Raw genomic sequence first — 25,891 nt, forward strand, 5'->3', positions numbered from 1 at the left:
TTTGGAATACAAAATGCCTTTTAAGGCACCTTAAGGAAGCTAGTCGAAGGCTTAATTTTACCAGAAACGATGGGTTTGGAGCTAGGTGCACTTGTTGAGCCAACAGCTGTTGCGGTTCACGCTGTTCGCCAAAGTCAGTTAAAGCTTGGGGATACTGCAGCCATATTTGGAGCCGGACCAATCGGATTATTGCTGTTGCAAGCAGTTAAAGCAGCGGGAGTCAGTGAAATCTTTGTTGTAGAAGTATCTGAGGAACGCCGACAAAAGGCACTAGAACTTGGGGCAACACATGTATTAACCCAGTTGATACAGATGCGGTAGCCTTTATCCGAGAAAAAACAAATGGTGGCGTAAACGTGGCCAATGATGCTGCGGGTGTACAAGCTACATTTACAAGTGGAGTTAGCGCCGTTCGTCCTGGCGGTGAATTTAAAGTTGTAAGTGTTTGGGAAAAGCCAGTAGAATTCAATCCAAATATGATTGTCATGACGGAAGCAAAGATCAGTGGGTCTTATGCGTATAACCGCTTATTCCCTGAAGTAATTCGACTATTGGCGAGCGGTGCCATTGATGGACAAGCGGTAATTACAAGCAAAATTGCTTTAGACGACATTGTTGAGAAAGGCTTTGAATTGCTAACAAAAGATCGTAGTCAATGTAAAATTTTAGTGGATATGAATCTATAATCTTACGCTAGTTATAAAGTGTAGCGAGGCTAGCATGGTTGCCTAGCTTTACAACCCCTTCCTAGAAGTACAGGAAGGGGTATTTTTATGTAAAATATAAAGTTTACTGCTTTTCGCTTGAAATAGATAGTCCTTGATAATTTTTCCAACATCCAAGCATATATAGGGGGTAGCTTTTATACACTTCAATTAGGGAGTGACATGGATGGCTGGTATTATTTTTGCTTTAACTATAAGTATGGGAATACCACTTATGTCTTTAGTATATTCGTTTTATAAAAAGCGATATATTCCGTTTGTATTGGGTGTACTTGCATTTGTTGTATCACAAGTTTTGATACGGATACCAATATTGCAATATTTAGGAGAAAACAGCACTGCCTATTTGATGTTTCATGCGATGCAACCTGTTTTATTTGCTATAGTCATCGGTTTGTCAGCAGGTATCGTTGAAGAACTTGCTCGTTTTATCGCAATGTACTTTTTTATGAGACAACGAGATTGGCAATCTGGGTTTTGGTTTGGTGTAGGACATGGTGGAATCGAGGCAGTGTTATTTGTCGGAATTCGTGCGATAAACTTGTTATTTTTACCGACTGCTATTGTATACAGCACAGATTTCTTTATAAGTGGTACCGAACGTTTCTTTGCCATGTTATTACATATAGGGCTTTCGATCATTGTATTACAAGGAGTCGTTCGAAAAAAATTTATATATATCTTTCTTGCCATTATAATTCATGGCATTGTTGATGCACTGATAGGGATTATACCGTTATATGTGCCACAAGATAGTGTATTAATTGTTTTGGAAGTTACGATAGCCATTATTGCACTGGCCGTTTTCAATTATAGCTTATGGATAAAAAGAAGGGGAGAGGTACTATGAAAAAATTTTTAGCAACTATATTGGGTTTTATGGCAATACTTACACTTGTCGCATGTGGGGGAAACACAGTGGATGATTCGACTTCAGAAAAATATATTTCAAAAGCTGAAGAAGTCGTTTCACTTTTAAATGAACTTAATTATAAAGAAGTTCATGAGATGTTTAATGAACAAATGAAAACAGAATTACCAGAAGAGCAAATGGAAGAACTTACTCCTATTATTGAAGAATCCGGTGACTTTGAAAAAATCGATAAATCCTCTGTAGAAGAAAAAGATGGCTATTATATCGTTGTTCTTGTTGCAAAATACAGTGATGAAAATCGTGTATTCACAATAAGTTTTAACAATAAAGATGAAGTAGCAGGGTTATTTATTAAATAAGCAGAGAAGGGGAAAGAAATTAATCCTTAACTAAATATGAATTATTTTCGTCATAGTTTTTTACGAATCACAAAAGGTATAGTATATAGTTTGAAATCTAAGTTTGTATAGTATATAAATAAATTAGATTAAAATTTGTAATTGCAGAAAGGATAGAGCTATGTCTAAACAACAAATTGGTGTTATCGGTTTAGCAGTAATGGGAAAAAACTTGGCGTTGAATATTGAAAGTAGAGGTTTCTCTGTAGCAGTATTTAACCGTACGTATGCAAAAACACAGGACTTTTTAGAAAATGAAGCAAAGGGTAAAAACTTTGTTGGTGCAGAAACAATAGAGGAATTTGTTAATTCTCTTGAAAAACCACGAAAAATTATGATGATGGTTCAAGCTGGGCCAGCTACAGATGCTACCATTGAATCTTTACAACCATATCTTGAAGAAGGCGACATTTTAATTGACGGTGGTAATACGTTATATGAAGATACAATGCGTCGTAATCAGAGATTAGATGAAACAGGAATTCACTTTATTGGAACTGGGGTTTCAGGAGGAGAAGAAGGAGCTTTAAAGGGTCCGTCTCTAATGCCTGGCGGTCAGAAAGAAGCATACGATTTAGTAGCTCCCATTTTTGAAGCTATCTCAGCAAAAGTAGATGGTGATCCTTGTGTAACGTATATTGGACCAAATGGTGCCGGACACTTTGTGAAAATGGTTCATAACGGTATCGAATATGGCGATATGCAATTAATTGCTGAAGCCTACAACATTATGAAGAATGTTCTTGGAATGGAAGCAAGTGAATTACATGAAGTATTCAAAGAATGGAATAAAGGTGAGTTGGATAGTTACCTAATTGAAATTACAGCTGATGTCTTTACGAAGATGGATGACGAAACAGGGAAACCTCTTGTTGAAGTAATTATGGACAAAGCTGGACAAAAAGGTACTGGTAAATGGACAAGTAAGAATGCTTTAGACCTAGGTGTACCACTTCCATTAATTACAGAATCTGTATTTGCTCGCTTTATTTCAAGTCTTAAAGATGAACGCGTGAAAGCAAGCAAGGTTTTAAGCGGCCCAGAAGCGGCTTCATATGATGGTGACCGTAAAGAACTAATTGAGGCAATTCGTAAAGCTCTTTATATGAGTAAAATTACATCTTATGCACAAGGTTTTGCACAAATGCGTGCCGCTTCTGAAGAATATGGCTGGGATCTAAAATACGGCGATATCGCAATGATCTGGCGTGGTGGATGTATTATCCGTGCTCATTTCTTACAAAAGATTAAGGATGCATTTGATCGTGATCCACAACTAGCTAACTTAATGTTAGATCCATATTTCAAAGAAATTGTTGAAAACTATCAATCCGCACTACGTGAAGTAATCACGGTTGCAATGAAACACGGTATACCAGTACCAACTTTCTCTAGTGCAATTGCATATTATGATAGCTATCGTTCAGAAGATTTACCAGCTAACTTAATTCAAGCACAAAGAGACTACTTTGGTGCACACACCTTCCAACGTAAAGATAAGGAAGGCGTGTTCCACGCAGACTGGTTCTAAAAAACTCTATTTATACAAAAGAAAGGACTCCCTGTAAGCGGAAGTCCTTTCTTTATATATTCACTAATTCAGGGGTTTGATTATTTACAGAAGTTTGCTCTTTAAACTGATCAGAATCCTGAATTCTAAGGTTAGATATACCTAAAAACTTACTTATTGCAAATGCACATGCACCAATTACACAAGCTTTTATCCCTAACTTTGAAATGGTAATTTCACGATAATCACTAATGGAAGATTTTAGATGGCTTTTAATTTCTTTTACTGTATTCGGATAAATACGTAAGATTCCACTATTTATCACAATTGTTTCAGGATTATATAAATTAATCATATTATTAATACCAATTGATAAATATTTAATGAATTGTTTGATATACTCCATGGTTGTCGAGTCTCGTCTTTCAATTAACTCAGCAATCTCTTTTAAAGTTAGAGTTGGCCGATTTAGCAATTGAGACAACTCCATTAAAAGAGTAGACTCTGAAGCATAAAGTTCCCAACAACCATTATTTCCACAAGGACACTTTTTTCCATCTGGTGATATGATCATATGTCCCATTTCCCCAGCATAACCATTGAATCCTTTATGAATTTGGTCGTCCATAATAATTCCTGCACCAATCCCAGAAGTAAGCATAAGAGACATTAGATTATCATTTTGCCCGCTATAAACCTTCTCCGCATATGCGGAAAGATTTGCATTATTTACGATGTGAATCTCTATATCTAACTGATTTTCCAGATCTGCTTTTAAATTTTTCCGTTTCCATTGTAATTTCGGTACAAAATTAATGACTTCATCATTATTCACTGTGCCATGAACGGCAATAATGACACTAATTAAACCATAAGGACTATTTGCGAACTTATTCATATAATGTTGGATATATTTAGTTAATAACTGAACAATGGACTCATAGTCTTTTGTCTCAGGATTTATTTTTATATATTCTACTTCTTTTCCTTTTATGTTGGTAATAGCGAATTGGATAGAAGAAAAATCTATATCGATCCCTAGTACATAACCTACTGAACCATTTATAGATAACATAATAGGCCTTCTACCAATAGCATGGTGCTCTTGCTGTGTTTCGTATATGAGTTTTTTTTTGAGTAAATCTTGTACCTGGACGGAAATGGTTGCTTTATTAAGTCCAGTTATTTTAGATAATTCTGCCCTAGATATGAGACCATTATTCATAATCTCTTGGAGTATAAGGTTTCTATTAATTCTTTTTATATACGCTCCGTCTCCCGTAACCATCGTTGTTTTCCCCTTTTGATTTATTCCTTGTTTAATAGTATAATTTGTCTATCAAACAAAGTTATAGTAAGTTTCAATATAATAATAACATTTTAAAATAATTATGGAAGGGTTTTCAAAAAGTGTCTATTTTCTGGATTCCTTCCACTAGATGTATATACAAAGTCTATTAATCTAGAGTACATTTTAATATCATAGATAGGGGAGATACCATGAGAATTGCCTTAATTGCCCATGATAAGAAAAAAGATGATATGGTCCGTTTTACGGAGGCGTATAAATATAGTTTAGAAAAGCATGAGTTATTCGCAACAGGTACTACTGGGTCTAGAATAAATGAGGCTACGGGACTTGCAATACATCTCTTTCAATCTGGCCCATTAGGGGGAGACCAACAAATTGGGGCCCTTGTTGCTGATAACAACATGGATATGGTTATTTTCTTTAGGGATCCTTTAACCGCCCAGCCCCATGAACCAGATATTTCTGCATTAATGAGATTGTGCGATGTCTACAATATTCCGTTAGCAACAAACATGGGGACCGCGGAGTTATTAATACATTCATTAGACCGTGGAGATTTACAATGGCGTGAAATTATTCATGAAAAATATAATTGATTAAGAGAAAAAGCGCAGGAGGGTTAAAAGTGAAACCTTCTTGTGTTTTTTTACGGAAGATAGAAGAGTATAAAAATTCAGCTTATTAAATCTTGTCATAGGGAAGGCCACGTCCAGCTCCAGCGCCCAGCGACTAGCGAGACTTCCTTCACCTCCGTGCGATAAGTCAACATCGACTCACTCCGTTCGTCGTGTTTCCTTTATCTCCTACGGCGGTGGAATGTCCGATTAAAACCGCCGCTTTGCGCGGCAACATCGGACCACCTGGCATGGCCAGGCGCAGTCCGTACGTCGCTAAACGGGCGCTTCCGCTTTTGTTCATAAAAATTACTGCTAGTTGATAGCGTTTTCTCTTGACGCATAAACCCCTCAATGATATTCTTAGGCTGATAATTTGTTTAATAAACAAATTAAAAAATCTATATGATAAATTTTATGAATTAGCCTAGAACACTCATGACTTTAGTCGTGAGACGAATAGGATTTGATAAGGGGATTTTATTTTTACATATAAATGTATTTTTTTAAAAGATATATTACTTTAAAGTGGGGAGTGGGTTTTCTATGAGTATTCTCAGAGAACTGGTTCAGGATATTCCGGTACCTAGAATGGCTAGGGTGAAGCAAACGTTTGATGAATCAAAACTAGATGACGTAGTAGAAACATTAAGCCAAGAATTAGAGAAAGTGAAAGATATGGTTAAACCAGGTGCTGAGATTGCCTTGGCAGTTGGAAGTAGGGGCACAGATGCTTTAGTTGATATTACTAGAGCTACAGTTCAATTTCTAATAGATTTAGGTGCAAAGCCATTTATTGTTCCTAGTATGGGAAGTCATGGTGGTGCAACAGGGCCAGGGCAAAAGGCAGTATTAGAACATTTGGGAGTAACAGAAGAGAGTGTTGGGGCAGAAATTCGCTCTTCGATGGAAGTAATTAAAATTGGCGAACTACCGAATGGTTTACCGGTTTACATTGACAAATATGCATCTAAAGCAGATGGAATTGTAGTAATTAACCGTGTAAAACCCCATACTGCTTTCCGTGGTAAAGTAGAAAGTGGAATTATGAAGATGATTAGTATTGGTTTGGGGAAACAAAAAGGGGCAGAAGCATGTCATCAACTAGGGTTTAAGCATATGGCGGAGCACGTTCCTGCAATGGCAAAAATGACCATTGAGAAGATGCCTATTTTATTCGGTATTGCGACAGTTGAGAATGCATTTGACAAAGTGGCAAGGATTGAAGTGCTGCGTGCTAATGAAATTGAAGAGAAAGAACCAGAATTACTAGATTTAGCTAAAAAGTTATTACCAAAAATCTTTGTTGATCAAATCGATGTTCTAGTTATCGATCAAATCGGTAAGAACATTAGTGGAGATGGAATGGATCCGAACATTACAGGAAGGTATCCAACTCCGTATGCACATGGCGGACCAGACGTTACGAAAATGATTGTACTAGATTTAACGCCACAAACAGAGGGTAATGCCAATGGTGTTGGTACAGCAGACTTCACTACCCAACGTCTTGTTGACAAGATGGACAGAGAAGCTACATACGCAAATGGGTTGACGTCCACCGTTGTAGGGCCAACTCATATCTCTACAGCAATGCCAACAGACAAAGCAGCCATTCAAGCTGCAATTAAGACATGTAATATTCTTGATTTTTCAAAGGTAAAAATGGTGCGAATTTTGGATACCTTACATGTAGGTGAGATAGAGGTTTCAGAGACACTTTTAGATTACGTGAAAGAACACCCAAATATGGAACAAGTCTCCGATCTTTATGAGATACCATTTAACGAGGATGGTAATTTAAGATAGGAAACGAATGGTGGGGTTTCTGCTTGATGGTGGATACTTAAGTATGACAATTTAAAAATACGGGTAAAAAATGAGCTTGCCTTAAAAGGTAAGCCATTTTTTATATTAGTTAGCCTTATATGAATGGAGATTTCTATTAGTCTCCTTTATTATTATAATAAGTTAGTATGGGTAATGCGATTGAACAACATGAAAATGTTATCGACTAAAGAAAGGGGTAGTTCGTATGAACAAATAGTAGCATTAAATGAAAATGACTATGATGAGATATCTGCCTTATCCCAATTCGCTTTTCAATATGAACTAACAGAAGCAGAATTCCAAAAGAAAAAAGAAGAAGCAGAACGACATATGATTTTTGGGATAAAGGATCAAAATAAAATTGCTGCAAAGCTTCATCTTATTCCTTTATCTGTAGATATGAATGGGATATCTATGGATATGGGAGGTATTGGCTCTGTCGCTACATGGCCGGAGTATCGTAGAAATGGGATGGTGAAGGATTTACTTTCTCATGCCTTACATAAAATGAAGGAAAACGGACAATTGGTGTCCTATCTCCATCCCTTTTCTGTACCTTTTTACCGGAAATACGGTTGGGAGATTGCCTTTGCTAAAAAGAAATATCAGATACCAATGGAAAGAATAAAAAAGAATTGGAATGGGAGTGGGTATGTCAAAAGGACAGAAGCTGAGATTGCCACTTTTAATACCATTTATCACACATATATGAAGAAATTTAATGGCTCACTTATAAGAGATGAAAAATGGTGGAAGCAACGTGTATGGAAGAATAAACCATTAACGGTAGTAGCTTATAACAACGAACATAAACCAGAGGGATATCTCTTTTATTCCGTAAAGAACAGGGTATTTAAAGTGGAGGAACTCATCTTTTGCTCATTAAACGGGTTAAAAGTATTACTTCAATTCATAGCCAACCACGACTCCATGGCAGATCAAATACAAATGGAGATGCCGGAAAATGATAATCTACCAGTTCTAATAGATGAACCAAGGTTTGAGCAAAAGGTATCCCCCTATTTTATGGCTAGAATTGTCGATGTGAATTCCTATCTTAAGCAATATGTAAGTCAAACCCGGCTTCAAGATATTTCCTTACAAATTAATGTCCAAGATGATTTTTTACCAGATAATACAGGTACATATTGTCTTGAAGAAGTAGATGGTAAAATATATGTAATCCACGAAAAAGGGATAAGCGAAAGTAATAAAGGTATTAGCTGTAATATCCAACAACTTACTACAATGTTCTTTGGATATAAACGACCAACAGAATTATATGAGTTAGGATTAATTGGTGGAAATGAAAGGGATATCCACATACTTGAAAGATTAATACCGAGGAAACAAACCTATTTTCCAGATTTCTTTTAACATGCGTGTTCAAAAAGAAGGATGAAAAGGACTTCTACGCTGCCCACAGGACGTGGGCGGTCTTAGTAGAAGTTGGACTTTTTGAACATCTTCTTAATATAGATTTAACAAGCGAACGTTGACGATAGTGAAAGCCGCGTTCGCTTGTTGAATTAGATAGTCTTTATTGGAAATGCTAAGCTCAGAAGGTTTATGATAAGAAATAGGTAAGTTTACTAAGAATATTTTTCTAAATAAAGTGGGAGCATTTTTATTTCTAATTGTGAGTGGTATAATAACATCTATAAAGAAGGAGGGAACGTGGTGGAAATTATTTATTTTGGTATTTTGCTTTGTTCTATTGCATTTTTTATAGCTGCTATATATATTTCCATAACCTTAAAACGGTTAGCTAATGTTACAAGCTCACTAGGGGAAACGATGAGAGATGTAGAGAAACAATTGGAATACATAACCCCCCAATTAACAAAAACCATTCAGGAAGTACATACAACCATTGATGAAATTTCAGAAGATATGAAAGCGACAGATAGTGTATTTGAAACGATTGGAAATGTAGGTAATTCTATTAATAGTATCAATGATACGTATAGAGTTTATAAAGACGGAATAACCGATGAAAAAATAAAAAAACAGCTGCGTCCAACGGTAGAAGCGATTAAATGGGGAGAAGCGGCTGTGCAAGTTATTAAGAAGTGGAAAAGGGTAAATTAGTTACAGGAAGGAATGTGATGAGAATATGACACTAATTGGAATTGGAGTAATTATAATAGGTGTGGCTTTGTTAGTTTTAGCTGTTTTTATCGGACATACGTTGAATAATTTGGCAAATGTGCTCAAAGGCGTGGACCAGACAGTAGAACAATTACCGAAACAAATGGATGATATTATGAAGAAAACAGGAGATATGATTAGTGAAAGTAATAATACCTTAGCAGATGTTAATGATAAATTGAAACAATTAAGTCCACTATTTTATGTGGTTGGTGATGTTGGAAATGTAACGAGAAAATTCACATCCTCTGTTGCGAATGTTACGGATACGATGAAGTCAAAAACAGAAGGCGCCCGAGACGTGGCAGAAAAAAATAAAGTTGGCGGTTTATATGGAACATTTGCACTCGCTTATTACTGGTTTAAGAAGCGTAATGAATTAAAAAAGGAAGAGGGAACTAAATTTGATGAACAATAAAACAGGATTGTCCATAGTCCTAGCCTTTGCAAGTGGACTTACAGCTGCTTTATTGGAAAGAAAAGGTTATAAAAACCTTCGTGGTTCTAATCGTGTAAAGGATAGAATCAAAGCATTGGATCGGAAGCTTTATTTAGAAGGTAAAAAACGTGCAGATTTATTACAGGATATAAAGCGGGATATTAATAAAGAGGATTAAAATAAGGATGACCCTAGGGGAGGGCATCCTTATTTTCTTTTAAAAAGTAAAAATACAAGTGCGATTAATGCATAAAAACCTTCCAATCCTTTTGCGGTTGAAATGGACTCGGCGGCTTCAGTTCTGTTGTTAATACCATTAACTTTACTAACGATGGATGAACTAAGTTTATTTGTTGCCTGACCAATTTCTCCAATAATATTAAAGATAGGATTGAGTTTTTTCACTTGAGTGTTGATTTCATTTAAAGTGTCCACTCCTGCTCCAAGGACATTCGTTGTTTGGGAAGTGATCTCCTTTAACTGATTTGGCAATGTATCTGTTGTTTTCTGCAGATTACTAAGAACCCCTGCTAGTTTAAAAAGTGGTTTAATTAAAACGATAGCTAATAGTAATAGTGCCACACCTATTACTAATATGCCTATTCCTAGCCAAAGCATATAATAACCCCTTTCGATTATTCAATTTTTCCATTATAAATAGCGTTATATATAGATTTTACAATTACTATAATAGCATACCATATTTTGCAATCTGTCATAAACTTTTATCTTGTCCCATAAAATAATCATAGTTCAAGAGTTTGTTCAAAAAGTCCGGTGAAATTGACACTTCGACGTTTCTGGTTGGCTTGCTTTTCCGTTCCTCACGTATTTACTGCATACGTTCCGGTACTCAAAGCTACGCCGCCTCGAACTGCGACGCACAGGACGTGCTAGTGTCGGCGTTGCAACAGGACGTTGCGCATTTAGCCGACCTCGGTCCTTTTCATCCTCCTTTTTGAACACGCACTTCAAGTTAAGGGGCGAGAAGGATGAAACGAATGATAAAAGTTGGCTTTTGGTTATTAGGATTAGCTTTATTAGTATTTCTCATTCAATTTCCAATGAATAAGAGCTTAGATGTAACTAAATTTTCCTTACCACTATCAGGGAAAACCATTGTACTTGATCCGGGGCATGGTGGGCCGGATGGAGGTGCCGCTGGTAAGGATGGAACTAAGGAAGAGGCCATCACTCTTGCAGTTTCAAAAAAATTAAGCACATATCTACAAGAAGCTGGTGCAACAGTACACCTAACAAGAGAAGCGGATAAAGATTTAGCTAGTGAGGAAACGAAGGGACTCTCTCGTAGAAAATCAGAAGATATTCGTAATCGCTTGAATTTTATCCATGACCATAAGGCGGATTTTTTTCTTAGTATTCATTTGAATGCATTGCCCGCAACGGAATGGAGAGGTGCACAAACGTTCTATTATCCAAGTAAAGATGAAAACAAACATTTAGCTAAAATGATTCAAGCGGAAATCATTCGTAATTTAGAAAATACAAATCGTGAGGCTCTCGCTAAAACGGAAATGTATCTATTGAAACATGCGGAAGTTCCTGGTGCATTAGTGGAAATTGGATTTCTATCAAATGTAGAGGAAAGAGAGTTATTAAAACAAGAAGATTATCAAGATAAAATGGCGGCAAGCATTTACGAAGGGATTTTACGATATACAACCGAGGAGATAAAAGCAGAAGATAATGAGTGAAAGGGGATTCACTTTCATTAGGTTTTCCAAAATTTATGTTATACTTATTTTAGTAGGTAGGAAGGTATAAAAATCTTCTTGTCTGCATAAGTGCAACTATGGCATTCGTATACCTAAAGCGAATGCCAAGTTTTCTAAGTTGATTTTACATGGAATAAAGGGATGGTGAGTTCTTTGCTAACAAATGAAGAAGTAATAAAACTAATTAGCCAGGTAAAAGATCCATTTTTACATAAAACGTTAGAAGAAACAGATGGAATAATTAATGTAAACATTAAAGAGGATAAAAAGCATGTCAGTGTTAAAGTTGGTATTTCTAAATTAAATACCGCTGAACAAATGCAGATGCAACAAGAAATTGTTGGTATATTAAAAAGAAACGGTGCCAATACGGTAGGTCTGCGTTTTGAACAATTACCCGAGGAAATAATTAAGAAATATCAGCCTGCTGTTGATCAAGCTAAAGAAGCTTCTTTGATGGGTGGTAACTCAAATACAAAATTTGTTGCAGTCGCTAGTGGAAAAGGTGGAGTAGGGAAATCTACTGTTACCGTAAACTTAGCTGTATCTTTAGCTCGCTTGGGTAAAAAAGTTGGGATTATTGATGCGGATATATATGGATTTAGCGTTCCAGATATGATGGGAATTGAAAAACGCCCAGTCGTTCGTGGTAAAAAAATTATTCCTGTTGAACGTTTTGGTGTAAAGGTAGTATCTATGGGATTCTTTGTAGAAGATAATTCACCTATTATTTGGCGTGGACCAATGTTAGGGAAGATGCTGAATAGCTTCTTTTCTGAAGTGGAATGGGGAGATTTAGACTATTTACTTCTTGACCTACCACCGGGAACAGGTGATATTGCTATGGACGTTCACGAACTTCTTCCAACATGTAAAGAAGTGATTGTTACCACACCACATCCAACAGCAGCATTTGTAGCTGCTCGTGCTGGACAGATGGCAATGAAAACAGACCATGAAATTCTTGGTGTAGTTGAAAATATGTCCTATTTTGTAAGTAAGAAAACTGGGGAAAAAGAACATGTTTTTGGCCAAGGTGGCGGAGATAAGCTAGCCGAAGTACTTAAAACAAAAGTACTTGGTCGCTTGCAATTACAGCAGCCTTATATAGATGAAGAAGAATTTGCTCCTGGAGTGTATCAAGAAGACCATCCAAATGGTAAAGAATATCATAAAATGGCAGCAAAAATTATTGCTAAAATTGAAGAATAAATGGACAAAGAGGGCGTTTTCTGACGTCCTCTTTGTTCATTCTATAGGAAGCTATCCGTCTCCGCTGTTGCCTCCACCTTGTCCGCCGCCGTCTTTCTTCTCGTTACTACCGCCACCTTCTTGAATACCGCCGCCACCTTCAGAGGAGTTCTTTCCTCCTTGGCCTTTAGCTTGCTCTTCAGCCGCTTTTAACAATATCTCTTGTATTTTTGCCTGAAATGTAGGGGTCTCAATAGTCTTTTGTATACTTTTCTCCAAATAAGAACTAAATTCTTGGCTCTTTAAAACAGTTAAAAAATGAGACATCATTTGCGGATCCTTTAATAAGTCAATCATTTGCTGTTTATATTCAGAATCATTCATTAAGCTTTTTTGTAAATCCTTTTGAGAATCTTCCATTGATTTAGCATAGGCTTCTGCAAACTTTGGATCCTTAAACATCTCTTGCCACATCTTTTTTCCTTCATCGGAAACAAGTGTTTCGTTGATTGCCTTTTTTACCTCTTCTGAATTTATGACAAATTCCTTCTTTAACTTTTCATCAGATAATGTGTCGGTAAGTGCCTTTTTTCCTTCATCCGTTTGTAATATATCTATAACCATTTTCTTCGTTTGATCATAATCACTATCATTAGTGGAAGCATTACCTCCACCACCACAAGCGGTTAAAAATAAGAGGCAAAATCCTATTATTGTCACATATATAAAGCGATACATTAGGAAATCCTCCTTCCGTATATTCTTAATATGGTTTTTTGAAATATAAACTATACGTCCTATAGGATGAAAACTTCATTAGTTATTCCGATTAAAGAAATTTACTGGAATCATAAGCCATGATGAAGGAAAGAAATGCGTTTTCATGTTAGAATACGCATTATAGAATGTGTACGATCAGGAGGATTAAGAGATTGAAAACACGTTATTTGGTGAATTTCCTATTTAAAACAGCTGTTATAGGTGGAATTGCGGGACTTATTATTAGTTTTTTTGTTCAATTTGATATTTATGTATCATATTTAAGCCCATTTAATTATTGGGAATTAATTGGATTATTTATTTTTAATATTGGTCTTGGTTTAACTTTCAGTGTACTTAGTATGACCGGTTTCTTTGCTTATTTATTTGTTCATCGGTATGGAATTAGTTTGTTTCGTTCATTTTGGCCCACGGTTCAACTATTGTTAATTGCATTTGTTCTGTTTGACTTAGTGTATTTTCCTTATCAAGCAACAAAAGGGGAGGTTTCTATTCGTTGGTATATCTTGATGGTACTTGTGTTCTTTGTTTACGGTTGGTTTGTTGCGAAAAGAAAGGCAAAAGAAACAAAGCAAAATGCATTTATACCAGCATTGTTTTTCATGATTGTGATGACTGCGGTGGAGTGGGTTCCAGGTCTCCAAGCAGAAGGCACGGAATATGCATGGTTAATGATTGCCCCCTTATTAGCGTGTAATACTTACCAAATACTTGCCTTACATCGAATGAATCAAAAGTCTAGTGAGCTCACTTCCAAAAAGAATATGTCATCTTCCAATAATAAAAGACCATCACATAGTAAAGCCTAAAAAAACCACCTGTATTGGTGGTTTTTTTATGGTTTAGCGAAATTAAAAAATTTGCTGCATGTGGATAATTATTCAGAAAAGGCCACGTCCGGCTCCAGCGCCCAGCGACTAGCGAGACTTCCTTCACCTTCGTGCGATAAGTCAACATCGACTCACTCCGTTCGTCGTGTTTCCTTTATCTCCTACGGATCAGTCCAGTCCGTACGTCGCTAAACGGGCGCTTACGCCTTTGTTTCTTAATCCACTATTTTTGAATCTGCGTGTGCTTGATTGATTAGCTCGGTCATGGATATAAAGTTATATCCTTTATTTTTAAGCCCTGGTAGTATGGTGTCTAAAGCTTCGACAGTTTGTTTTACGGAATCTGATGCATGAAGAAGGATGATATCCCCATTTTTCGTGCCTTTCATTACGTTGTCCACAATAGTTTGTGTTCCTGGGTTTTCCCAGTCATTTGGATTAACATTCCAATGTATAACTTGATAATTCATGTCCTCAGCCAGTTTAAGAATCTCTTTATTAAATTTTCCACTTGGTGGTCTTAAAAGATTTACATCTTCATACCCAAGCTTATTAAAAATTTCTTGCGCTTTAATTAAGTCTCTTCTAACTTGTTCTATATCCTGATCTAAATAACTTTTATAACGGTAACCTAGCATGCCAATTTCGTGCTTTTCCTCTACTATTTTGTCTAATATAGTTGGATGACGCTCAGCCCATTCCCCACTAACAAAAAATGTAGCTTGGATGTTATTCTGTTTAAGTTTTTCTAAAATCTCATGTACCTTTTCTTCCCCCCAACTAATGTTAAACGTTAATGCGATATTAGGATCATCTGCATTTCCTTTACTTATAGCAGCCGATTCCTTCGATGAAATAACGGAAAAACTCCCATTTTCATTAACCCACAATATCATAGCAGTGAAAAATGCAAGTATTGCAATAAGTGCCCATCGCTTTAAGCGACCGAATTTCCAAACATGAAAATGTTTCATTATAATTCCCCCAAAGTAACTTTATCCCTTATAAGATTCTATGAGGGATAAATATAAATATGAACAAGCTATTAGATGAACTTTAACAAAAATTAAAAATGAGGATACTTTTTATAAAAAAATGGGAATAGTAAATGAAGATGTTTAAGAATTTACTTATTTAGAAGAGGTGAAGGAAATGTTGGGCTTACTTATTAATAAAATGGAAAAAAGGGAAATGGAGTATATGGTTAAAAGAGAATTGGAAGAAATACGAATTGATTTAGAAGATACTAGAATTGATAATAGTGTAAAAGCGGCAATGAAAGATAGGTATCATGTATTATTTCAATTGCTACGTCGATTAGGGAATGAAAAGGATTGTATAAAATATATGCCGAAAGCGTCTAGGAAATAGTGGGGTTAGTTGTATATTTAAATTAGAATACTCTTTCTTCTATATTTTCTATTGAATTTACTATGATCATGTGCTATATTATTTCTTGTCGCTAGAAAAACGAAAGAACATTTTAAAGTTCATTCAAAAACTTGTTGACAAAGAAAATGTAGTATGATAAATTAATATCTGTCGTTAAAAGACGACATGAATTGCTCTTTGAAAACTGAACAAAACAACCAGTATGTTAAGATAAAAGGAAACTCGTTTTCTTTTAAAAATAGAAGGTAACACTTCTAAAAAGCTAAGACATAGAATTAATTATGTTAATTCTAAACAAACTTTTTTTGGAGAGTTTGATCTTGGCTCAGGACGAACGCTGGCGGCGTGCCTAATACATGCAAGTCGAGCGCGGGAAGCTCTTCTGATCCCTTCGGGGTGAAGAGAGTGGAACGAGCGGCGGACGGGTGAGTAACACGTGGGCAACCTACCTATAAGACTGGGATAACTCGCGGAAACGTGAGCTAATACCGGATAATACTTTTTATTGCATAATAAGAAGTTTGAAAGGCGGCGTAAGCTGTCACTTATAGATGGGCCCGCGGCGCATTAGCTAGTTGGTGAGGTAAAGGCTCACCAAGGCAACGATGCGTAGCCGACCTGAGAGGGTGATCGGCCACACTGGGACTGAGACACGGCCCAGACTCCTACGGGAGGCAGCAGTAGGGAATCTTCCGCAATGGACGAAAGTCTGACGGAGCAACGCCGCGTGAGTGAAGAAGGTTTTCGGATCGTAAAACTCTGTTGTTAGGGAAGAACAAGTCAGGTAGTAACTGACCTGACCTTGACGGTACCTAACCAGAAAGCCACGGCTAACTACGTGCCAGCAGCCGCGGTAATACGTAGGTGGCAAGCGTTGTCCGGATTTATTGGGCGTAAAGCGCTCGCAGGCGGTCTTTTAAGTCTGATGTGAAAGCCCACGGCTTAACCGTGGAGGGTCATTGGAAACTGGAGGACTTGAGTGCAGAAGAGGAGAGTGGAATTCCATGTGTAGCGGTGAAATGCGTAGAGATATGGAGGAACACCAGTGGCGAAGGCGACTCTCTGGTCTGTAACTGACGCTGAGGAGCGAAAGCGTGGGTAGCGAACAGGATTAGATACCCTGGTAGTCCACGCCGTAAACGATGAGTGCTAGGTGTTAGGGGGTTTCCGCCCCTTAGTGCTGAAGTTAACGCATTAAGCACTCCGCCTGGGGAGTACGGCCGCAAGGCTGAAACTCAAAAGAATTGACGGGGACCCGCACAAGCGGTGGAGCATGTGGTTTAATTCGAAGCAACGCGAAGAACCTTACCAGGTCTTGACATCCTTTCGACCTCCCTAGAGATAGGGATTTCCCTTCGGGGACGAAAGTGACAGGTGGTGCATGGTTGTCGTCAGCTCGTGTCGTGAGATGTTGGGTTAAGTCCCGCAACGAGCGCAACCCTTGATCTTAGTTGCCAGCATTAAGTTGGGCACTCTAAGGTGACTGCCGGTGACAAACCGGAGGAAGGTGGGGATGACGTCAAATCATCATGCCCCTTATGACCTGGGCTACACACGTGCTACAATGGATGGTACAAAGGGCAGCGAAACCGCAAGGTCAAGCAAATCCCATAAAACCATTCTCAGTTCGGATTGTAGGCTGCAACTCGCCTACATGAAGCCGGAATCGCTAGTAATCGCGGATCAGCATGCCGCGGTGAATACGTTCCCGGGTCTTGTACACACCGCCCGTCACACCACGAGAGTTGGTAACACCCGAAGTCGGTGAGGTAACCTTTTGGAGCCAGCCGCCGAAGGTGGGACCAATGATTGGGGTGAAGTCGTAACAAGGTAGCCGTATCGGAAGGTGCGGCTGGATCACCTCCTTTCTAAGGATATACGAAAAGCGGAAGCACCCGGTTAGCGACGTACAAACTGCGCCTGGCCATGCCAGGTGGTCCGATGTTGCCGCGCAAAGCGGCGATTTTAATCGGACATTCTTCTACCGAAGGAGATAAAGGAAACACGATGAACGTAAGTGAATCGATGTTGACTTATCGTACGGAGGTGAAGGTAGTTTGCTAGTCGCTGGGTGCTGCAGCTGGACATTACGGAACATCCTAATTTGGATGAAGCATACTGTGTTGTTTGGTTCAGTTTTGAGAGAGCAATTTTTTAATTATAGATGGGCCTGTAGCTCAGCTGGTTAGAGCGCACGCCTGATAAGCGTGAGGTCGGTGGTTCGAGTCCACTCAGGCCCACCATCATATAATTTAAACGGGGCCTTAGCTCAGCTGGGAGAGCGCCTGCTTTGCACGCAGGAGGTCAGCGGTTCGATCCCGCTAGGCTCCATTTTTGTACCTTGAAAACTAAATAAGAGTAAACAAGACATCAATCAAAAGGCTGAAGCGACTGTTCAACGACGTACGGACTGGACTGAGCCGCAGGAGATAAAGGAAACACGATGAACGATAGTGAATCGATGTTGACTTATCGTACGAAGGTGAAGGAAGTACGCTAGTCGTTAGGAGCTGAAACTAGATTTAAAGCAAGGCTATATAATAGCACGCTTATTCATTGTAAACTTAGTTAAGTGAATAAGGGCGCACGGTGGATGCCTTGGCACTAGGAGCCGATGAAGGACGGGACTAACACCGATATGCCTCGGGGAGTTGTAAGTAAACTTAGATCCGAGGATTTCCGAATGGGGAAACCCACTGTTCGTAATGGAACAGGACTTATGTCTGAATACATAGGGCATAAGAGGCACACCCAGGGAACTGAAACATCTCAGTACCTGGAGGAAGAGAAAGCAAATGCGATTTCCCAAGTAGCGGCGAGCGAAACGGAAACAGCCCAAACCAGAGAGCTTGCTCTCTGGGGTTGTAGGACACTCCACAAGGAGTTACAAAGAAATTCTTTAGATGAATCAACCTGGAAAGGTTAGCCAAAGAGGGTAACAGCCCTGTAATCGAAAAAGAATTTCCTCCGGAGTGGATCCTGAGTACGGCGGAACACGTGGAATTCCGTCGGAATCCGGGAGGACCATCTCCCAAGGCTAAATACTCCCTAGTGACCGATAGTGAACCAGTACCGTGAGGGAAAGGTGAAAAGCACCCCGGGAGGGGAGTGAAAGAGTACCTGAAACCGTGTGCCTACAAGTAGTCGAAGCGCGTTAATGCGTAACGGCGTACCTTTTGTAGAATGGACCGGCGAGTTACGATTGTATGCAAGGTTAAGTGGAAGACACGGAGCCGTAGCGAAAGCGAGTCTGAATAGGGCGATTTAGTATGCGGTCGTAGACCCGAAACCGTGTGATCTACCCATGTCCAGGGTGAAGGTCAGGTAACACTGACTGGAGGCCCGAACCCACGTATGTTGAAAAATGCGGGGATGAGGTGTGGGTAGGGGTGAAATGCCAATCGAACACGGAGATAGCTGGTTCTCTCCGAAATAGCTTTAGGGCTAGCCTCAAGATGATGAGTACTGGAGGTAGAGCACTGATTGGACTAGGGGCCCTCATCGGGTTACCGAATTCAGTCAAACTCCGAATGCCAGATACTTAAACTTGGGAGTCAGACTATGGGTGATAAGGTTCATAGTCGAAAGGGAAACAGCCCAGACCACCAGCTAAGGTCCCAAAGTATACGTTAAGTGGAAAAGGATGTGGAGTTGCTTAGACAACCAGGATGTTGGCTTAGAAGCAGCCACCATTTAAAGAGTGCGTAATAGCTCACTGGTCGAGTGACTCTGCGCCGAAAATGTACCGGGGCTAAACGTATCACCGAAGCTGTGGATTGTTCTTACGAACAATGGTAGGAGAGCGTTCTAAGTGCTGTGAAGTCAGACCGTGAGGACTGGTGGAGCGCTTAGAAGTGAGAATGCCGGTATGAGTAGCGAAAAAAGAGTGAGAATCTCTTTCACCGAATGCCTAAGGTTTCCTGAGGAAGGCTCGTCCTCTCAGGGTTAGTCGGGACCTAAGCCGAGGCCGAAAGGCGTAGGCGATGGACAACAGGCAGATATTCCTGTACCACCTCATGACCGTTTGAGCGATGGGGGGACGCAGTAGGATAAGGAATGCGCACGGATGGATGTGTGCGCCCAAGCAGTGAGAAAGTCAGGTAGGCAAATCCGCCTGGCCATTTCAAGCTGTGATGGGGAGGCCTTCTGGCCGAAGTTCCTGATTTCACACTGCCGAGAAAAGCCTCTAGCAAGGTCACAGGTGCCCGTACCGCAAACCGACACAGGTAGGCGAGGAGAGAATCCTAAGGTGAGCGGGAGAACTCTCGTTAAGGAACTCGGCAAAATGACCCCGTAACTTAGGGAGAAGGGGTGCTCTACGGAGTAGAGCCGCAGTGAATAGGCCCAAGCGACTGTTTAGCAAAAACACAGGTCTCTGCGAAGCCGAAAGGCGAAGTATAGGGGCTGACACCTGCCCGGTGCTGGAAGGTTAAGGGGAAGAGTTAGGGCTTTCGCCCGAAGCTTAGAACCGAAGCCCCAGTAAACGGCGGCCGTAACTATAACGGTCCTAAGGTAGCGAAATTCCTTGTCGGGTAAGTTCCGACCCGCACGAAAGGTGCAACGACTTGGGCACTGTCTCAACGAGAGACCCGGTGAAATTATACGATGCGTGAAGATGCGCATTACCCGCGACAGGACGGAAAGACCCCGTGGAGCTTTACTGTAGCCTGATATTGAATGTCTGTGCAGCTTGTACAGGATAGGTGGGAGCCTTAGAAACGTGAGCGCCAGCTTACGTGGAGGCATCCGTGGGATACCACCCTGGCTGTATGGACCTTCTAACCCAGGACCGTGATCCGGTTCGGAGACAGTGTCAGGCGGGCAGTTTGACTGGGGCGGTCGCCTCCCAAAAGGTAACGGAGGCGCCCAAAGGTTCCCTCAGAATGGTTGGAAATCATTCGCAGAGTGTAAAGGCAGAAGGGAGCTTGACTGCGAGACCTACAAGTCGAGCAGGGACGAAAGTCGGGCTTAGTGATCCGGTGGTTCCGCATGGAAGGGCCATCGCTCAACGGATAAAAGCTACCCCGGGGATAACAGGCTTATCTCCCCCAAGAGTTCACATCGACGGGGAGGTTTGGCACCTCGATGTCGGCTCATCGCATCCTGGGGCTGTAGTCGGTCCCAAGGGTTGGGCTGTTCGCCCATTAAAGCGGTACGCGAGCTGGGTTCAGAACGTCGTGAGACAGTTCGGTCCCTATCCGTCGTGGGCGTTGGAAGTTTGAGAGGAGCTGTCCTTAGTACGAGAGGACCGGGATGGACATACCGCTGGTGTACCAGTTGTTCCGCCAGGAGCATAGCTGGGTAGCTACGTATGGAAAGGATAAGTGCTGAAAGCATCTAAGCATGAAGCCCCCCTCAAGATGAGACTTCCCATCATTTTAAATGAGTAAGATCCCTCAGAGACGATGAGGTTAATAGGTTTGAGGTGGAAGCGTGGCGACACGTGGAGCTGACAAATACTAATCGATCGAGGACTTAACTAAATTCTTTTGATGTTATAATTTACTCTTATTTAGTTTTTAAGGTATAAATACCTTTCGATACTTGACTTTAGATAAGATTCAATATATAATAATACTTGTATCATACATAAAATGCTGTCTGGTAGTGATGGCGGAGAGGTCACACCTGTTCCCATACCGAACACAGAAGTTAAGCTCTCCAGCGCCGATGGTAGTTGGGGATTCCCCCTGCGAGAGTAGGACACCGCCAGGCAGTTACATATTAATCTTAGATTATTCCACAGTAGCTCAGTGGTAGAGCAATCGGCTGTTAACCGATCGGTCGTAGGTTCGAATCCTACCTGTGGAGCCATTTTTGTGCTTCCATAGCTCAGTAGGTAGAGCACTTCCATGGTAAGGAAGGGGTCGCAGGTTCAAATCCTGTTGGAAGCTCTTGATATATAAGGCTTTTATCCATATTAGGATAAAAGTCTTTTTGTTTTCAGTGACGAAACAGTGACGACCTTTCCTTTCCCTTTTTATTGTACCTCGAAAAAATCCGAAAAACGCTGTGCTGCATCTTGATGAACTTGTGGGCGAACATGTGAGTAAATATCATTAGTTGTTTCCGACTTGGCGTGTCCCAATCGCTCCTGAACAATCTTCACGTGCTCATTCATTTCTAACATTATAGTGGCGTGTGTATGTCTTAATTCGTGAAATGAAATCTGTTTAACTCCGGCACGTTCACAAATGCGATTCATAGCTCGCCGAACATTTCGTTTCATCATGAAATCTCCGTGTGAGTTCGCAGCAACAATGTCGCTTTTGGGGCTTTGTCTTTCTTTATACTGCTTTAGGAATTCCACTTGTTGGTCTGATAATGAAATGGAGCGACGAGATGATTTTGTTTTTAATCTACCTAATTCTTTTTCTAGTTCATGATACGCTTGTTCGACATGTAAGACTTTATTTTTAAAGTCTATATTTTTCCATTGCAAGCCAAGAGCTTCAGAGAAACGTAAACCGAACTGTATCGCAAGCCAAAATACTATATAGCTTTGATATTCTTGTGCAGCTGATAAAAACTCATGGCATTCTTCTTTCGTCCACGTCTCTTTTTCTTTATAATTAGGTTGTGGCTTTTGAACACCGTCTAAAGGGTTAGATTTTAATTCATCCCATTTAATCATCATCTTATAAATTTGATTCATTAGTGTATACAATTTGATGATGGATGAATTGGATAACTCTTGTTCTTTTCGTACAAGAAACTTTTGAATCTCAATAGATTTTATTCCTACCATCTCTCGAAAACCAAATACTGGCTGGATATGCTTTTTATAATAAGATTCTGCACCCTTTAAAGCTGTAGCACCTAAACGTTTAGGTGCTACTAATGTCATGTAATCATCAAAACCTCTATCTAATGTTTTGTGAGATTCCTCAAAGTAATTACCAGTAAGTAAATCTCTTTTTTGCTCTAATTCATCTAATTCTGCTTCTTTCTTAGAATGTCTCCGCTTTCCAATGAATCGCTTACCTTTATAGTACACATTGGAGCGATAAGCTACTACAATCCCATTTTCTTTTAATTTCTCTACTGCCATATTTTCCTTCAATCCTTTCAAATTAAAGGAGAACAGTTACATACTCTATTAGAATAGCGTATGGTTCTCCTAAATTCAATTTTATTCGTTTGGTTGTTCTTTAATCCATTCTTTTAAAAACTCGTTTGTTTCTTCAACAGGGAATACCCACTTACGACCTACTCTGCGTCTAATGTGTTTGAAACGTGAATCATCAAAGAAAGTATTCATAATGTGACCCTTTGAGAATGAAGTAATGTGTGTCAAATCATCTAAACTATAAAAAATTTTATCATGTCCGATATCTATCATCTTTTCTTCAATGTGTTTAAAGATTTGCTGTTCTAAAACTTCATCATCAATTTTAACTTCTATAAATGGTGCTTCGATCAATTTGTAATCCCTCCTAACTTAATCAATCATCTGAAATGTAATCCAAAAATGTTGTATCAACTTCGAGTGTAATCTCGATACGAATTAACTTTATACTTCTATTGAATTTGTTTGAAACTAGGTTAAGTATAAAACAAGTTAATTGATGCTCCGGTTAATTTCTTATCCAACTTAAAAATTTTACGAGTAATCTAAAGGAAAAATGGAAACAAAATATTAAGCTTTAACTGTTGGTATACCTAGGTTCTGAAGTTGTATATAGCGTTTTTTATTACCCATTAAAATAATTTATGTAATTATTTTTTGAACTAGCATTTGTCTAAAAATTGGACAAGAAGAATGAGAAAGTTGATATGAAACTACTTGCAAAATAAATACGTAATTAGTTTATTTTAGGACTAACGTCATCTGAATGAATAAAATATGAGAGCTGTCTCTTAGCTATTCTTTAAGAGATAAAGGTGCATATTTGTTCTAAAGTCATAAAGAATAAAAAATGGAATATATAAAATACCTTCTCGAAACTATGTGGTGAAGCCAAAATAAGTATGTTAAGATAAACGCAGTTTATGTGAAAAAATGTACTTAAACTAACGGGCGGAAGAGTTGTAGATGATAAATTAATATTCTGTGTTGAAATGAGGCGAATATAATGAATTTTGGTCAACTTACTCCATTAGAATTTGAAGAATTAACAGCCCATATTTTTCGGTCTAGGGGTTTCCGAACCTTTTTAACTCCGGCTTCTGGAGATGGAGGTATTGATATTGAAGCTGTATATGACGGGGAAGTTTTTAAAGGGACTTACTTAATTCAATGTAAACTTTGGAAAAATAATGTTGGTGAGCCGCAAGTACGAGATTTATATGGTGTTGTTCAAGATCGTCAAGCCTTGAAAGGCATTTTAGTTACATCAAGTGGCTTTTCACCAAAAGCCGTTAGATTTGCTGAAAATAAAAATATAGATCTAATTAATGGACAAACCTTTATAAAACTATTAAAAAATATCAATGAACATGGTAAAGAAATTAATAACTATCCAATTTTTTCGAACCAGATTAAAGGATTTCTAGAAGAAGATTCTTTTGATGCTCAAATGTATCATTTATTGGTAGATGAAATTGAAACCAATCCAACGTTTGAGCAACCTTATATGCAGCTACTAGAATTGCTTCTTAAATCCGTGTTAAGTATAGGCAAAAAGTCTAAATATAATGGCATCATAAACGAAATTTCCTTTTATAGTAATCGTTATAGAGATAGATTTACAAAAGGAAGGAGTAATAGTGAAATTGGAAAAAGGGTTGGTATAGACTATATTATTTTATTAATACATTTATTAAATGGAGAACTAACAAATGTCTATAGTCAGATTAATTTTATTCGTGAAGCTAAATTTAAGGGAAATATAACTGACCAAGCATATCGAGCAGGTATTCCAACTAGGTATAAACCGCATATAACTGATATAGTGCGAGGGTTGCAGCAATTTATTAGTAATCAGGATATTAATTATTATTATATACCTTTTACAACCTCTTTTTACTATGATGACTCAAACCCATATATAAGGGTAGTGAGACCACATACTGAAAATATCAGTATGAGTTGGATTATAGACGAGTTTGGTATTAATGAATTAGAGGATATAGAACAACAAAAACAATTATTAGCAATATATATGGAAAAAGAATGAGTAAAATAATTAGTAGTTTTTGTTACTAACGGGTGCTTTAGTTTAATAAAAAGAAATTAAAAGTCGATCTAAAACATCGGCTTTTTTAATTTCATTAAAAGACGGTATTAAATCTTACGAGTTATATATTACTTTCTACATGAGAATTGGTAGAAATTCAAAAAAGTAATTAGTTTTTTTCATATCTTCTTGTTTATAAAGTAAGCGTCAAATATAGACCACCTTCTAATATTAATTGGGCTATGTAATAATCTCCTTAAGAAAATCTTTAAGGGGGATTTTTTCATGACACGCAAAGAGAAAAGGCTAGTTTGGGAAGAACGCATTTCTTCGTACAAACAAAGTGGACTAAGCATTGCTAAATGGTGCGATGAGAATAATGTACATGAAAGCCAGTTTTATTACTGGAAGAAGAAACTAAATACTGATCCAAAAGTTGATAACACTTCATCTAAGTGGCTGTCAGTTGAGGTAGATAAGTACGATAATAATCCAGATTCTTCTATCCTTATAAAATTAGGACAAGCATCTATTGAAATTAAACATGGATTCGATCCATCTCTTCTTTCAGAAGTAGTAAAGGCATTAAGAATAGATGTTAAATGAGACAAATATTGAGCGTGTTTATCTTGCGCGTGGAAGTACTGATTTACGAAAATCTATTGATGGATTAGCTGTACTTGTCAAGGAGGGATTTGATCTCGATCCTTTCTCTCCTTGCCTATTTGTATTTTGCAATCGAAAACGAGACAAATTAAAAATCCTTCAATGGGAACATAATGGATTTTGGCTGCATTATCGCAGGTTGGAACGTGGGAAATTCCACTGGCCCTCTGACAAGGACGAGGCCCCAATGCACATTAGTTATCGTCAACTTCGTTGGTTACTAGATGGACTACCTATACAACAAAAACAGGCGCATCCAGAGGTGAAAGCACGTACCATTCTATAGATTAAATAATCTATTAAAATAGGAAGAATTCGACTAGT

At 38.7% G+C, this 25,891-nt stretch carries 22 protein-coding genes, 4 tRNA genes, 3 rRNA genes and 1 pseudogene; 24 read left to right on the forward strand and 6 right to left on the reverse strand.

What is annotated here, in order from left to right:
- The first annotated feature begins 69 nt into the window (after window positions 1-69).
- The 4 genes and pseudogenes from MHI02_RS01900 to gndA all read left to right on the forward strand — a co-directional run bounded on the left by MHI02_RS01900 (window position 70) and on the right by gndA (window position 3,528).
- Window positions 70-686: pseudogene (locus MHI02_RS01900) on the forward strand (zinc-binding dehydrogenase).
- 205 nt (window positions 687-891) lie between these two features.
- Window positions 892-1,575, forward strand: a complete 684-nt coding sequence (locus MHI02_RS01905; RefSeq protein WP_047185868.1) for a YhfC family glutamic-type intramembrane protease — start codon at window positions 892-894, stop codon at window positions 1,573-1,575.
- A complete protein-coding gene (locus MHI02_RS01910; protein WP_047185867.1) occupies window positions 1,572-1,958 on the forward strand; it encodes a DUF3887 domain-containing protein in 387 nt (128 codons plus the stop codon). Before MHI02_RS01905 ends, MHI02_RS01910 begins: the two co-directional genes overlap by 4 nt.
- 160 nt (window positions 1,959-2,118) lie before the next feature.
- A complete protein-coding gene (gndA, locus tag MHI02_RS01915; RefSeq protein WP_047185866.1) occupies window positions 2,119-3,528 on the forward strand; it encodes an NADP-dependent phosphogluconate dehydrogenase in 1,410 nt (469 codons plus the stop codon).
- A 52-nt stretch (window positions 3,529-3,580) separates the two neighbouring features.
- On the opposite strand, the gene MHI02_RS01920 is transcribed toward gndA, so the two are convergent.
- A complete protein-coding gene (locus MHI02_RS01920; RefSeq protein WP_047185865.1) occupies window positions 3,581-4,795 on the reverse strand; it encodes an ROK family transcriptional regulator in 1,215 nt (404 codons plus the stop codon).
- Between the two features lie 212 nt (window positions 4,796-5,007).
- On the opposite strand from MHI02_RS01920, the gene mgsA reads away from it, so the two are divergent.
- The 6 genes from mgsA (at window position 5,008) to MHI02_RS01950 (ending at window position 10,031) form a co-directional block, all read left to right on the forward strand.
- Window positions 5,008-5,415 (forward strand): methylglyoxal synthase, encoded by a 408-nt coding sequence (gene mgsA, locus MHI02_RS01925; protein ID WP_047185864.1) that lies wholly within the window; start codon window positions 5,008-5,010, stop codon window positions 5,413-5,415.
- 564 nt (window positions 5,416-5,979) lie between these two features.
- The gene (locus MHI02_RS01930) at window positions 5,980-7,242 is read left to right on the forward strand and encodes a lactate racemase domain-containing protein (RefSeq protein WP_047185863.1); all 1,263 of its coding nucleotides are present in this window, start codon (window positions 5,980-5,982) and stop codon (window positions 7,240-7,242) included.
- A 189-nt stretch (window positions 7,243-7,431) separates the two neighbouring features.
- Window positions 7,432-8,640 carry a GNAT family N-acetyltransferase gene (locus MHI02_RS01935; RefSeq protein WP_341166092.1) on the forward strand — a complete coding sequence of 403 codons (1,209 nt, stop codon included), beginning with the start codon at window positions 7,432-7,434 and terminating at the stop codon, window positions 8,638-8,640.
- Window positions 8,641-8,943: 303 nt separating this feature from the next.
- Window positions 8,944-9,354, forward strand: a complete 411-nt coding sequence (locus tag MHI02_RS01940; protein ID WP_047185862.1) for a DUF948 domain-containing protein — start codon at window positions 8,944-8,946, stop codon at window positions 9,352-9,354.
- A gap of 25 nt (window positions 9,355-9,379) precedes the next feature.
- Window positions 9,380-9,832 (forward strand): DUF948 domain-containing protein, encoded by a 453-nt coding sequence (locus MHI02_RS01945; protein WP_047185861.1) that lies wholly within the window; start codon window positions 9,380-9,382, stop codon window positions 9,830-9,832.
- Window positions 9,819-10,031: a hypothetical protein gene (locus MHI02_RS01950; protein ID WP_341165599.1), complete on the forward strand. Its 213-nt coding sequence runs from the start codon at window positions 9,819-9,821 to the stop codon at window positions 10,029-10,031. The genes MHI02_RS01945 and MHI02_RS01950 overlap by 14 nt, the downstream gene beginning before the upstream one ends.
- Window positions 10,032-10,060: 29 nt before the next feature.
- Here the strand turns inward: MHI02_RS01950 and MHI02_RS01955 are convergent, their stop codons facing one another.
- The gene (locus tag MHI02_RS01955) at window positions 10,061-10,471 is read right to left on the reverse strand and encodes a DUF948 domain-containing protein (protein ID WP_341165600.1); all 411 of its coding nucleotides are present in this window, start codon (window positions 10,469-10,471) and stop codon (window positions 10,061-10,063) included.
- A 374-nt stretch (window positions 10,472-10,845) separates the two neighbouring features.
- Here MHI02_RS01955 and cwlD point away from each other — a divergent pair, with 374 nt between their 5' ends.
- Both cwlD and MHI02_RS01965 read left to right on the forward strand, forming a co-directional pair.
- The gene (gene cwlD / locus MHI02_RS01960) at window positions 10,846-11,568 is read left to right on the forward strand and encodes an N-acetylmuramoyl-L-alanine amidase CwlD (protein ID WP_341165601.1); all 723 of its coding nucleotides are present in this window, start codon (window positions 10,846-10,848) and stop codon (window positions 11,566-11,568) included.
- Window positions 11,569-11,742: 174 nt separating this feature from the next.
- Window positions 11,743-12,801, forward strand: a complete 1,059-nt coding sequence (locus MHI02_RS01965) for an Mrp/NBP35 family ATP-binding protein (protein ID WP_341165602.1) — start codon at window positions 11,743-11,745, stop codon at window positions 12,799-12,801.
- 51 nt (window positions 12,802-12,852) lie between these two features.
- Here MHI02_RS01965 and gerD read toward each other — a convergent pair whose 3' ends face one another.
- On the reverse strand, window positions 12,853-13,518 hold the full coding sequence (gene gerD, locus MHI02_RS01970) for a spore germination lipoprotein GerD (RefSeq protein WP_341165603.1): 666 nt from the start codon (window positions 13,516-13,518) through the stop codon (window positions 12,853-12,855).
- Window positions 13,519-13,712: 194 nt separating this feature from the next.
- Between gerD and MHI02_RS01975 the strand changes: the two genes are divergently transcribed.
- The gene (locus MHI02_RS01975) at window positions 13,713-14,369 is read left to right on the forward strand and encodes a KinB-signaling pathway activation protein (RefSeq protein ID WP_060669251.1); all 657 of its coding nucleotides are present in this window, start codon (window positions 13,713-13,715) and stop codon (window positions 14,367-14,369) included.
- A 236-nt stretch (window positions 14,370-14,605) separates the two neighbouring features.
- Here MHI02_RS01975 and pdaB read toward each other — a convergent pair whose 3' ends face one another.
- Window positions 14,606-15,364, reverse strand: coding sequence for a polysaccharide deacetylase family sporulation protein PdaB (gene pdaB / locus MHI02_RS01980; RefSeq protein WP_341165604.1), 759 nt, complete (start codon window positions 15,362-15,364; stop codon window positions 14,606-14,608).
- A gap of 178 nt (window positions 15,365-15,542) precedes the next feature.
- On the opposite strand from pdaB, the gene MHI02_RS01985 reads away from it, so the two are divergent.
- From MHI02_RS01985 to MHI02_RS02020, 8 genes are all read left to right on the forward strand, one after another.
- Complete coding sequence (locus tag MHI02_RS01985) at window positions 15,543-15,761, forward strand: hypothetical protein (protein ID WP_047185933.1); 219 nt, start codon at window positions 15,543-15,545, stop codon at window positions 15,759-15,761.
- A gap of 323 nt (window positions 15,762-16,084) precedes the next feature.
- Window positions 16,085-17,650: ribosomal RNA gene (locus MHI02_RS01990) — 16S ribosomal RNA — on the forward strand.
- Window positions 17,651-17,948: 298 nt separating this feature from the next.
- Window positions 17,949-18,025, forward strand: a tRNA-Ile gene (locus tag MHI02_RS01995).
- Between the two features lie 15 nt (window positions 18,026-18,040).
- Window positions 18,041-18,113, forward strand: a tRNA-Ala gene (locus tag MHI02_RS02000).
- A 235-nt stretch (window positions 18,114-18,348) separates the two neighbouring features.
- Window positions 18,349-21,265: ribosomal RNA gene (locus tag MHI02_RS02005) — 23S ribosomal RNA — on the forward strand.
- Between the two features lie 117 nt (window positions 21,266-21,382).
- Window positions 21,383-21,497 (forward strand): 5S ribosomal RNA (gene rrf, locus MHI02_RS02010).
- Together the 16S, 23S and 5S rRNA genes with 4 tRNA genes alongside form the textbook arrangement of a ribosomal RNA operon.
- A gap of 24 nt (window positions 21,498-21,521) precedes the next feature.
- Window positions 21,522-21,596, forward strand: a tRNA-Asn gene (locus tag MHI02_RS02015).
- 7 nt (window positions 21,597-21,603) lie between these two features.
- Window positions 21,604-21,676, forward strand: a tRNA-Thr gene (locus tag MHI02_RS02020).
- Between the two features lie 86 nt (window positions 21,677-21,762).
- On the opposite strand, the gene MHI02_RS02025 is transcribed toward MHI02_RS02020, so the two are convergent.
- Window positions 21,763-22,833, reverse strand: a complete 1,071-nt coding sequence (locus tag MHI02_RS02025) for a tyrosine-type recombinase/integrase (protein WP_047186633.1) — start codon at window positions 22,831-22,833, stop codon at window positions 21,763-21,765.
- Between the two features lie 81 nt (window positions 22,834-22,914).
- Window positions 22,915-23,205 (reverse strand): hypothetical protein, encoded by a 291-nt coding sequence (locus tag MHI02_RS02030; RefSeq protein WP_047186632.1) that lies wholly within the window; start codon window positions 23,203-23,205, stop codon window positions 22,915-22,917.
- 652 nt (window positions 23,206-23,857) lie between these two features.
- Here MHI02_RS02030 and MHI02_RS02035 point away from each other — a divergent pair.
- The 3 genes from MHI02_RS02035 to tnpB all read left to right on the forward strand — a co-directional run bounded on the left by MHI02_RS02035 (window position 23,858) and on the right by tnpB (window position 25,853).
- Complete coding sequence (locus tag MHI02_RS02035; RefSeq protein WP_060668192.1) at window positions 23,858-24,901, forward strand: restriction endonuclease; 1,044 nt, start codon at window positions 23,858-23,860, stop codon at window positions 24,899-24,901.
- 285 nt (window positions 24,902-25,186) lie between these two features.
- Window positions 25,187-25,507: an IS66 family insertion sequence element accessory protein TnpA gene (gene tnpA / locus MHI02_RS02040; RefSeq protein WP_047185469.1), complete on the forward strand. Its 321-nt coding sequence runs from the start codon at window positions 25,187-25,189 to the stop codon at window positions 25,505-25,507.
- Window positions 25,497-25,853: an IS66 family insertion sequence element accessory protein TnpB gene (gene tnpB / locus MHI02_RS02045; protein WP_047185468.1), complete on the forward strand. Its 357-nt coding sequence runs from the start codon at window positions 25,497-25,499 to the stop codon at window positions 25,851-25,853. Before tnpA ends, tnpB begins: the two co-directional genes overlap by 11 nt.
- Window positions 25,854-25,891: the final 38 nt, after the last annotated feature.

The sequence above is a fragment of the Oceanobacillus sp. FSL K6-0118 genome (genome assembly GCF_038006665.1).
GTDB lineage: Bacteria > Bacillota > Bacilli > Bacillales > Amphibacillaceae > Oceanobacillus > Oceanobacillus caeni.

What these genes read in the sequence shown, in the direction of transcription:
- MHI02_RS01905 (WP_047185868.1), top strand. Translation starts at nt 892, where the DNA reads ATGGCTGGTATTATTTTTGCTTTAACTATAAGTATGGGAATACCACTT.
- MHI02_RS01910 (WP_047185867.1), top strand. Translation starts at nt 1,572, where the DNA reads ATGAAAAAATTTTTAGCAACTATATTGGGTTTTATGGCAATACTTACA.
- gndA (WP_047185866.1), top strand. Translation starts at nt 2,119, where the DNA reads ATGTCTAAACAACAAATTGGTGTTATCGGTTTAGCAGTAATGGGAAAA.
- MHI02_RS01920 (WP_047185865.1), bottom strand. Translation starts at nt 4,795, where the DNA reads ATGGTTACGGGAGACGGAGCGTATATAAAAAGAATTAATAGAAACCTT.
- mgsA (WP_047185864.1), top strand. Translation starts at nt 5,008, where the DNA reads ATGAGAATTGCCTTAATTGCCCATGATAAGAAAAAAGATGATATGGTC.
- MHI02_RS01930 (WP_047185863.1), top strand. Translation starts at nt 5,980, where the DNA reads ATGAGTATTCTCAGAGAACTGGTTCAGGATATTCCGGTACCTAGAATG.
- MHI02_RS01935 (WP_341166092.1), top strand. Translation starts at nt 7,432, where the DNA reads ATGAAAATGTTATCGACTAAAGAAAGGGGTAGTTCGTATGAACAAATA.
- MHI02_RS01945 (WP_047185861.1), top strand. Translation starts at nt 9,380, where the DNA reads ATGACACTAATTGGAATTGGAGTAATTATAATAGGTGTGGCTTTGTTA.
- MHI02_RS01955 (WP_341165600.1), bottom strand. Translation starts at nt 10,471, where the DNA reads ATGCTTTGGCTAGGAATAGGCATATTAGTAATAGGTGTGGCACTATTA.
- cwlD (WP_341165601.1), top strand. Translation starts at nt 10,846, where the DNA reads ATGAAACGAATGATAAAAGTTGGCTTTTGGTTATTAGGATTAGCTTTA.
- gerD (WP_341165603.1), bottom strand. Translation starts at nt 13,518, where the DNA reads ATGTATCGCTTTATATATGTGACAATAATAGGATTTTGCCTCTTATTT.
- pdaB (WP_341165604.1), bottom strand. Translation starts at nt 15,364, where the DNA reads ATGAAACATTTTCATGTTTGGAAATTCGGTCGCTTAAAGCGATGGGCA.
- MHI02_RS01985 (WP_047185933.1), top strand. Translation starts at nt 15,543, where the DNA reads ATGTTGGGCTTACTTATTAATAAAATGGAAAAAAGGGAAATGGAGTAT.
- MHI02_RS02025 (WP_047186633.1), bottom strand. Translation starts at nt 22,833, where the DNA reads ATGGCAGTAGAGAAATTAAAAGAAAATGGGATTGTAGTAGCTTATCGC.
- MHI02_RS02035 (WP_060668192.1), top strand. Translation starts at nt 23,858, where the DNA reads ATGAATTTTGGTCAACTTACTCCATTAGAATTTGAAGAATTAACAGCC.
- tnpA (WP_047185469.1), top strand. Translation starts at nt 25,187, where the DNA reads ATGACACGCAAAGAGAAAAGGCTAGTTTGGGAAGAACGCATTTCTTCG.
- tnpB (WP_047185468.1), top strand. Translation starts at nt 25,497, where the DNA reads ATGTTAAATGAGACAAATATTGAGCGTGTTTATCTTGCGCGTGGAAGT.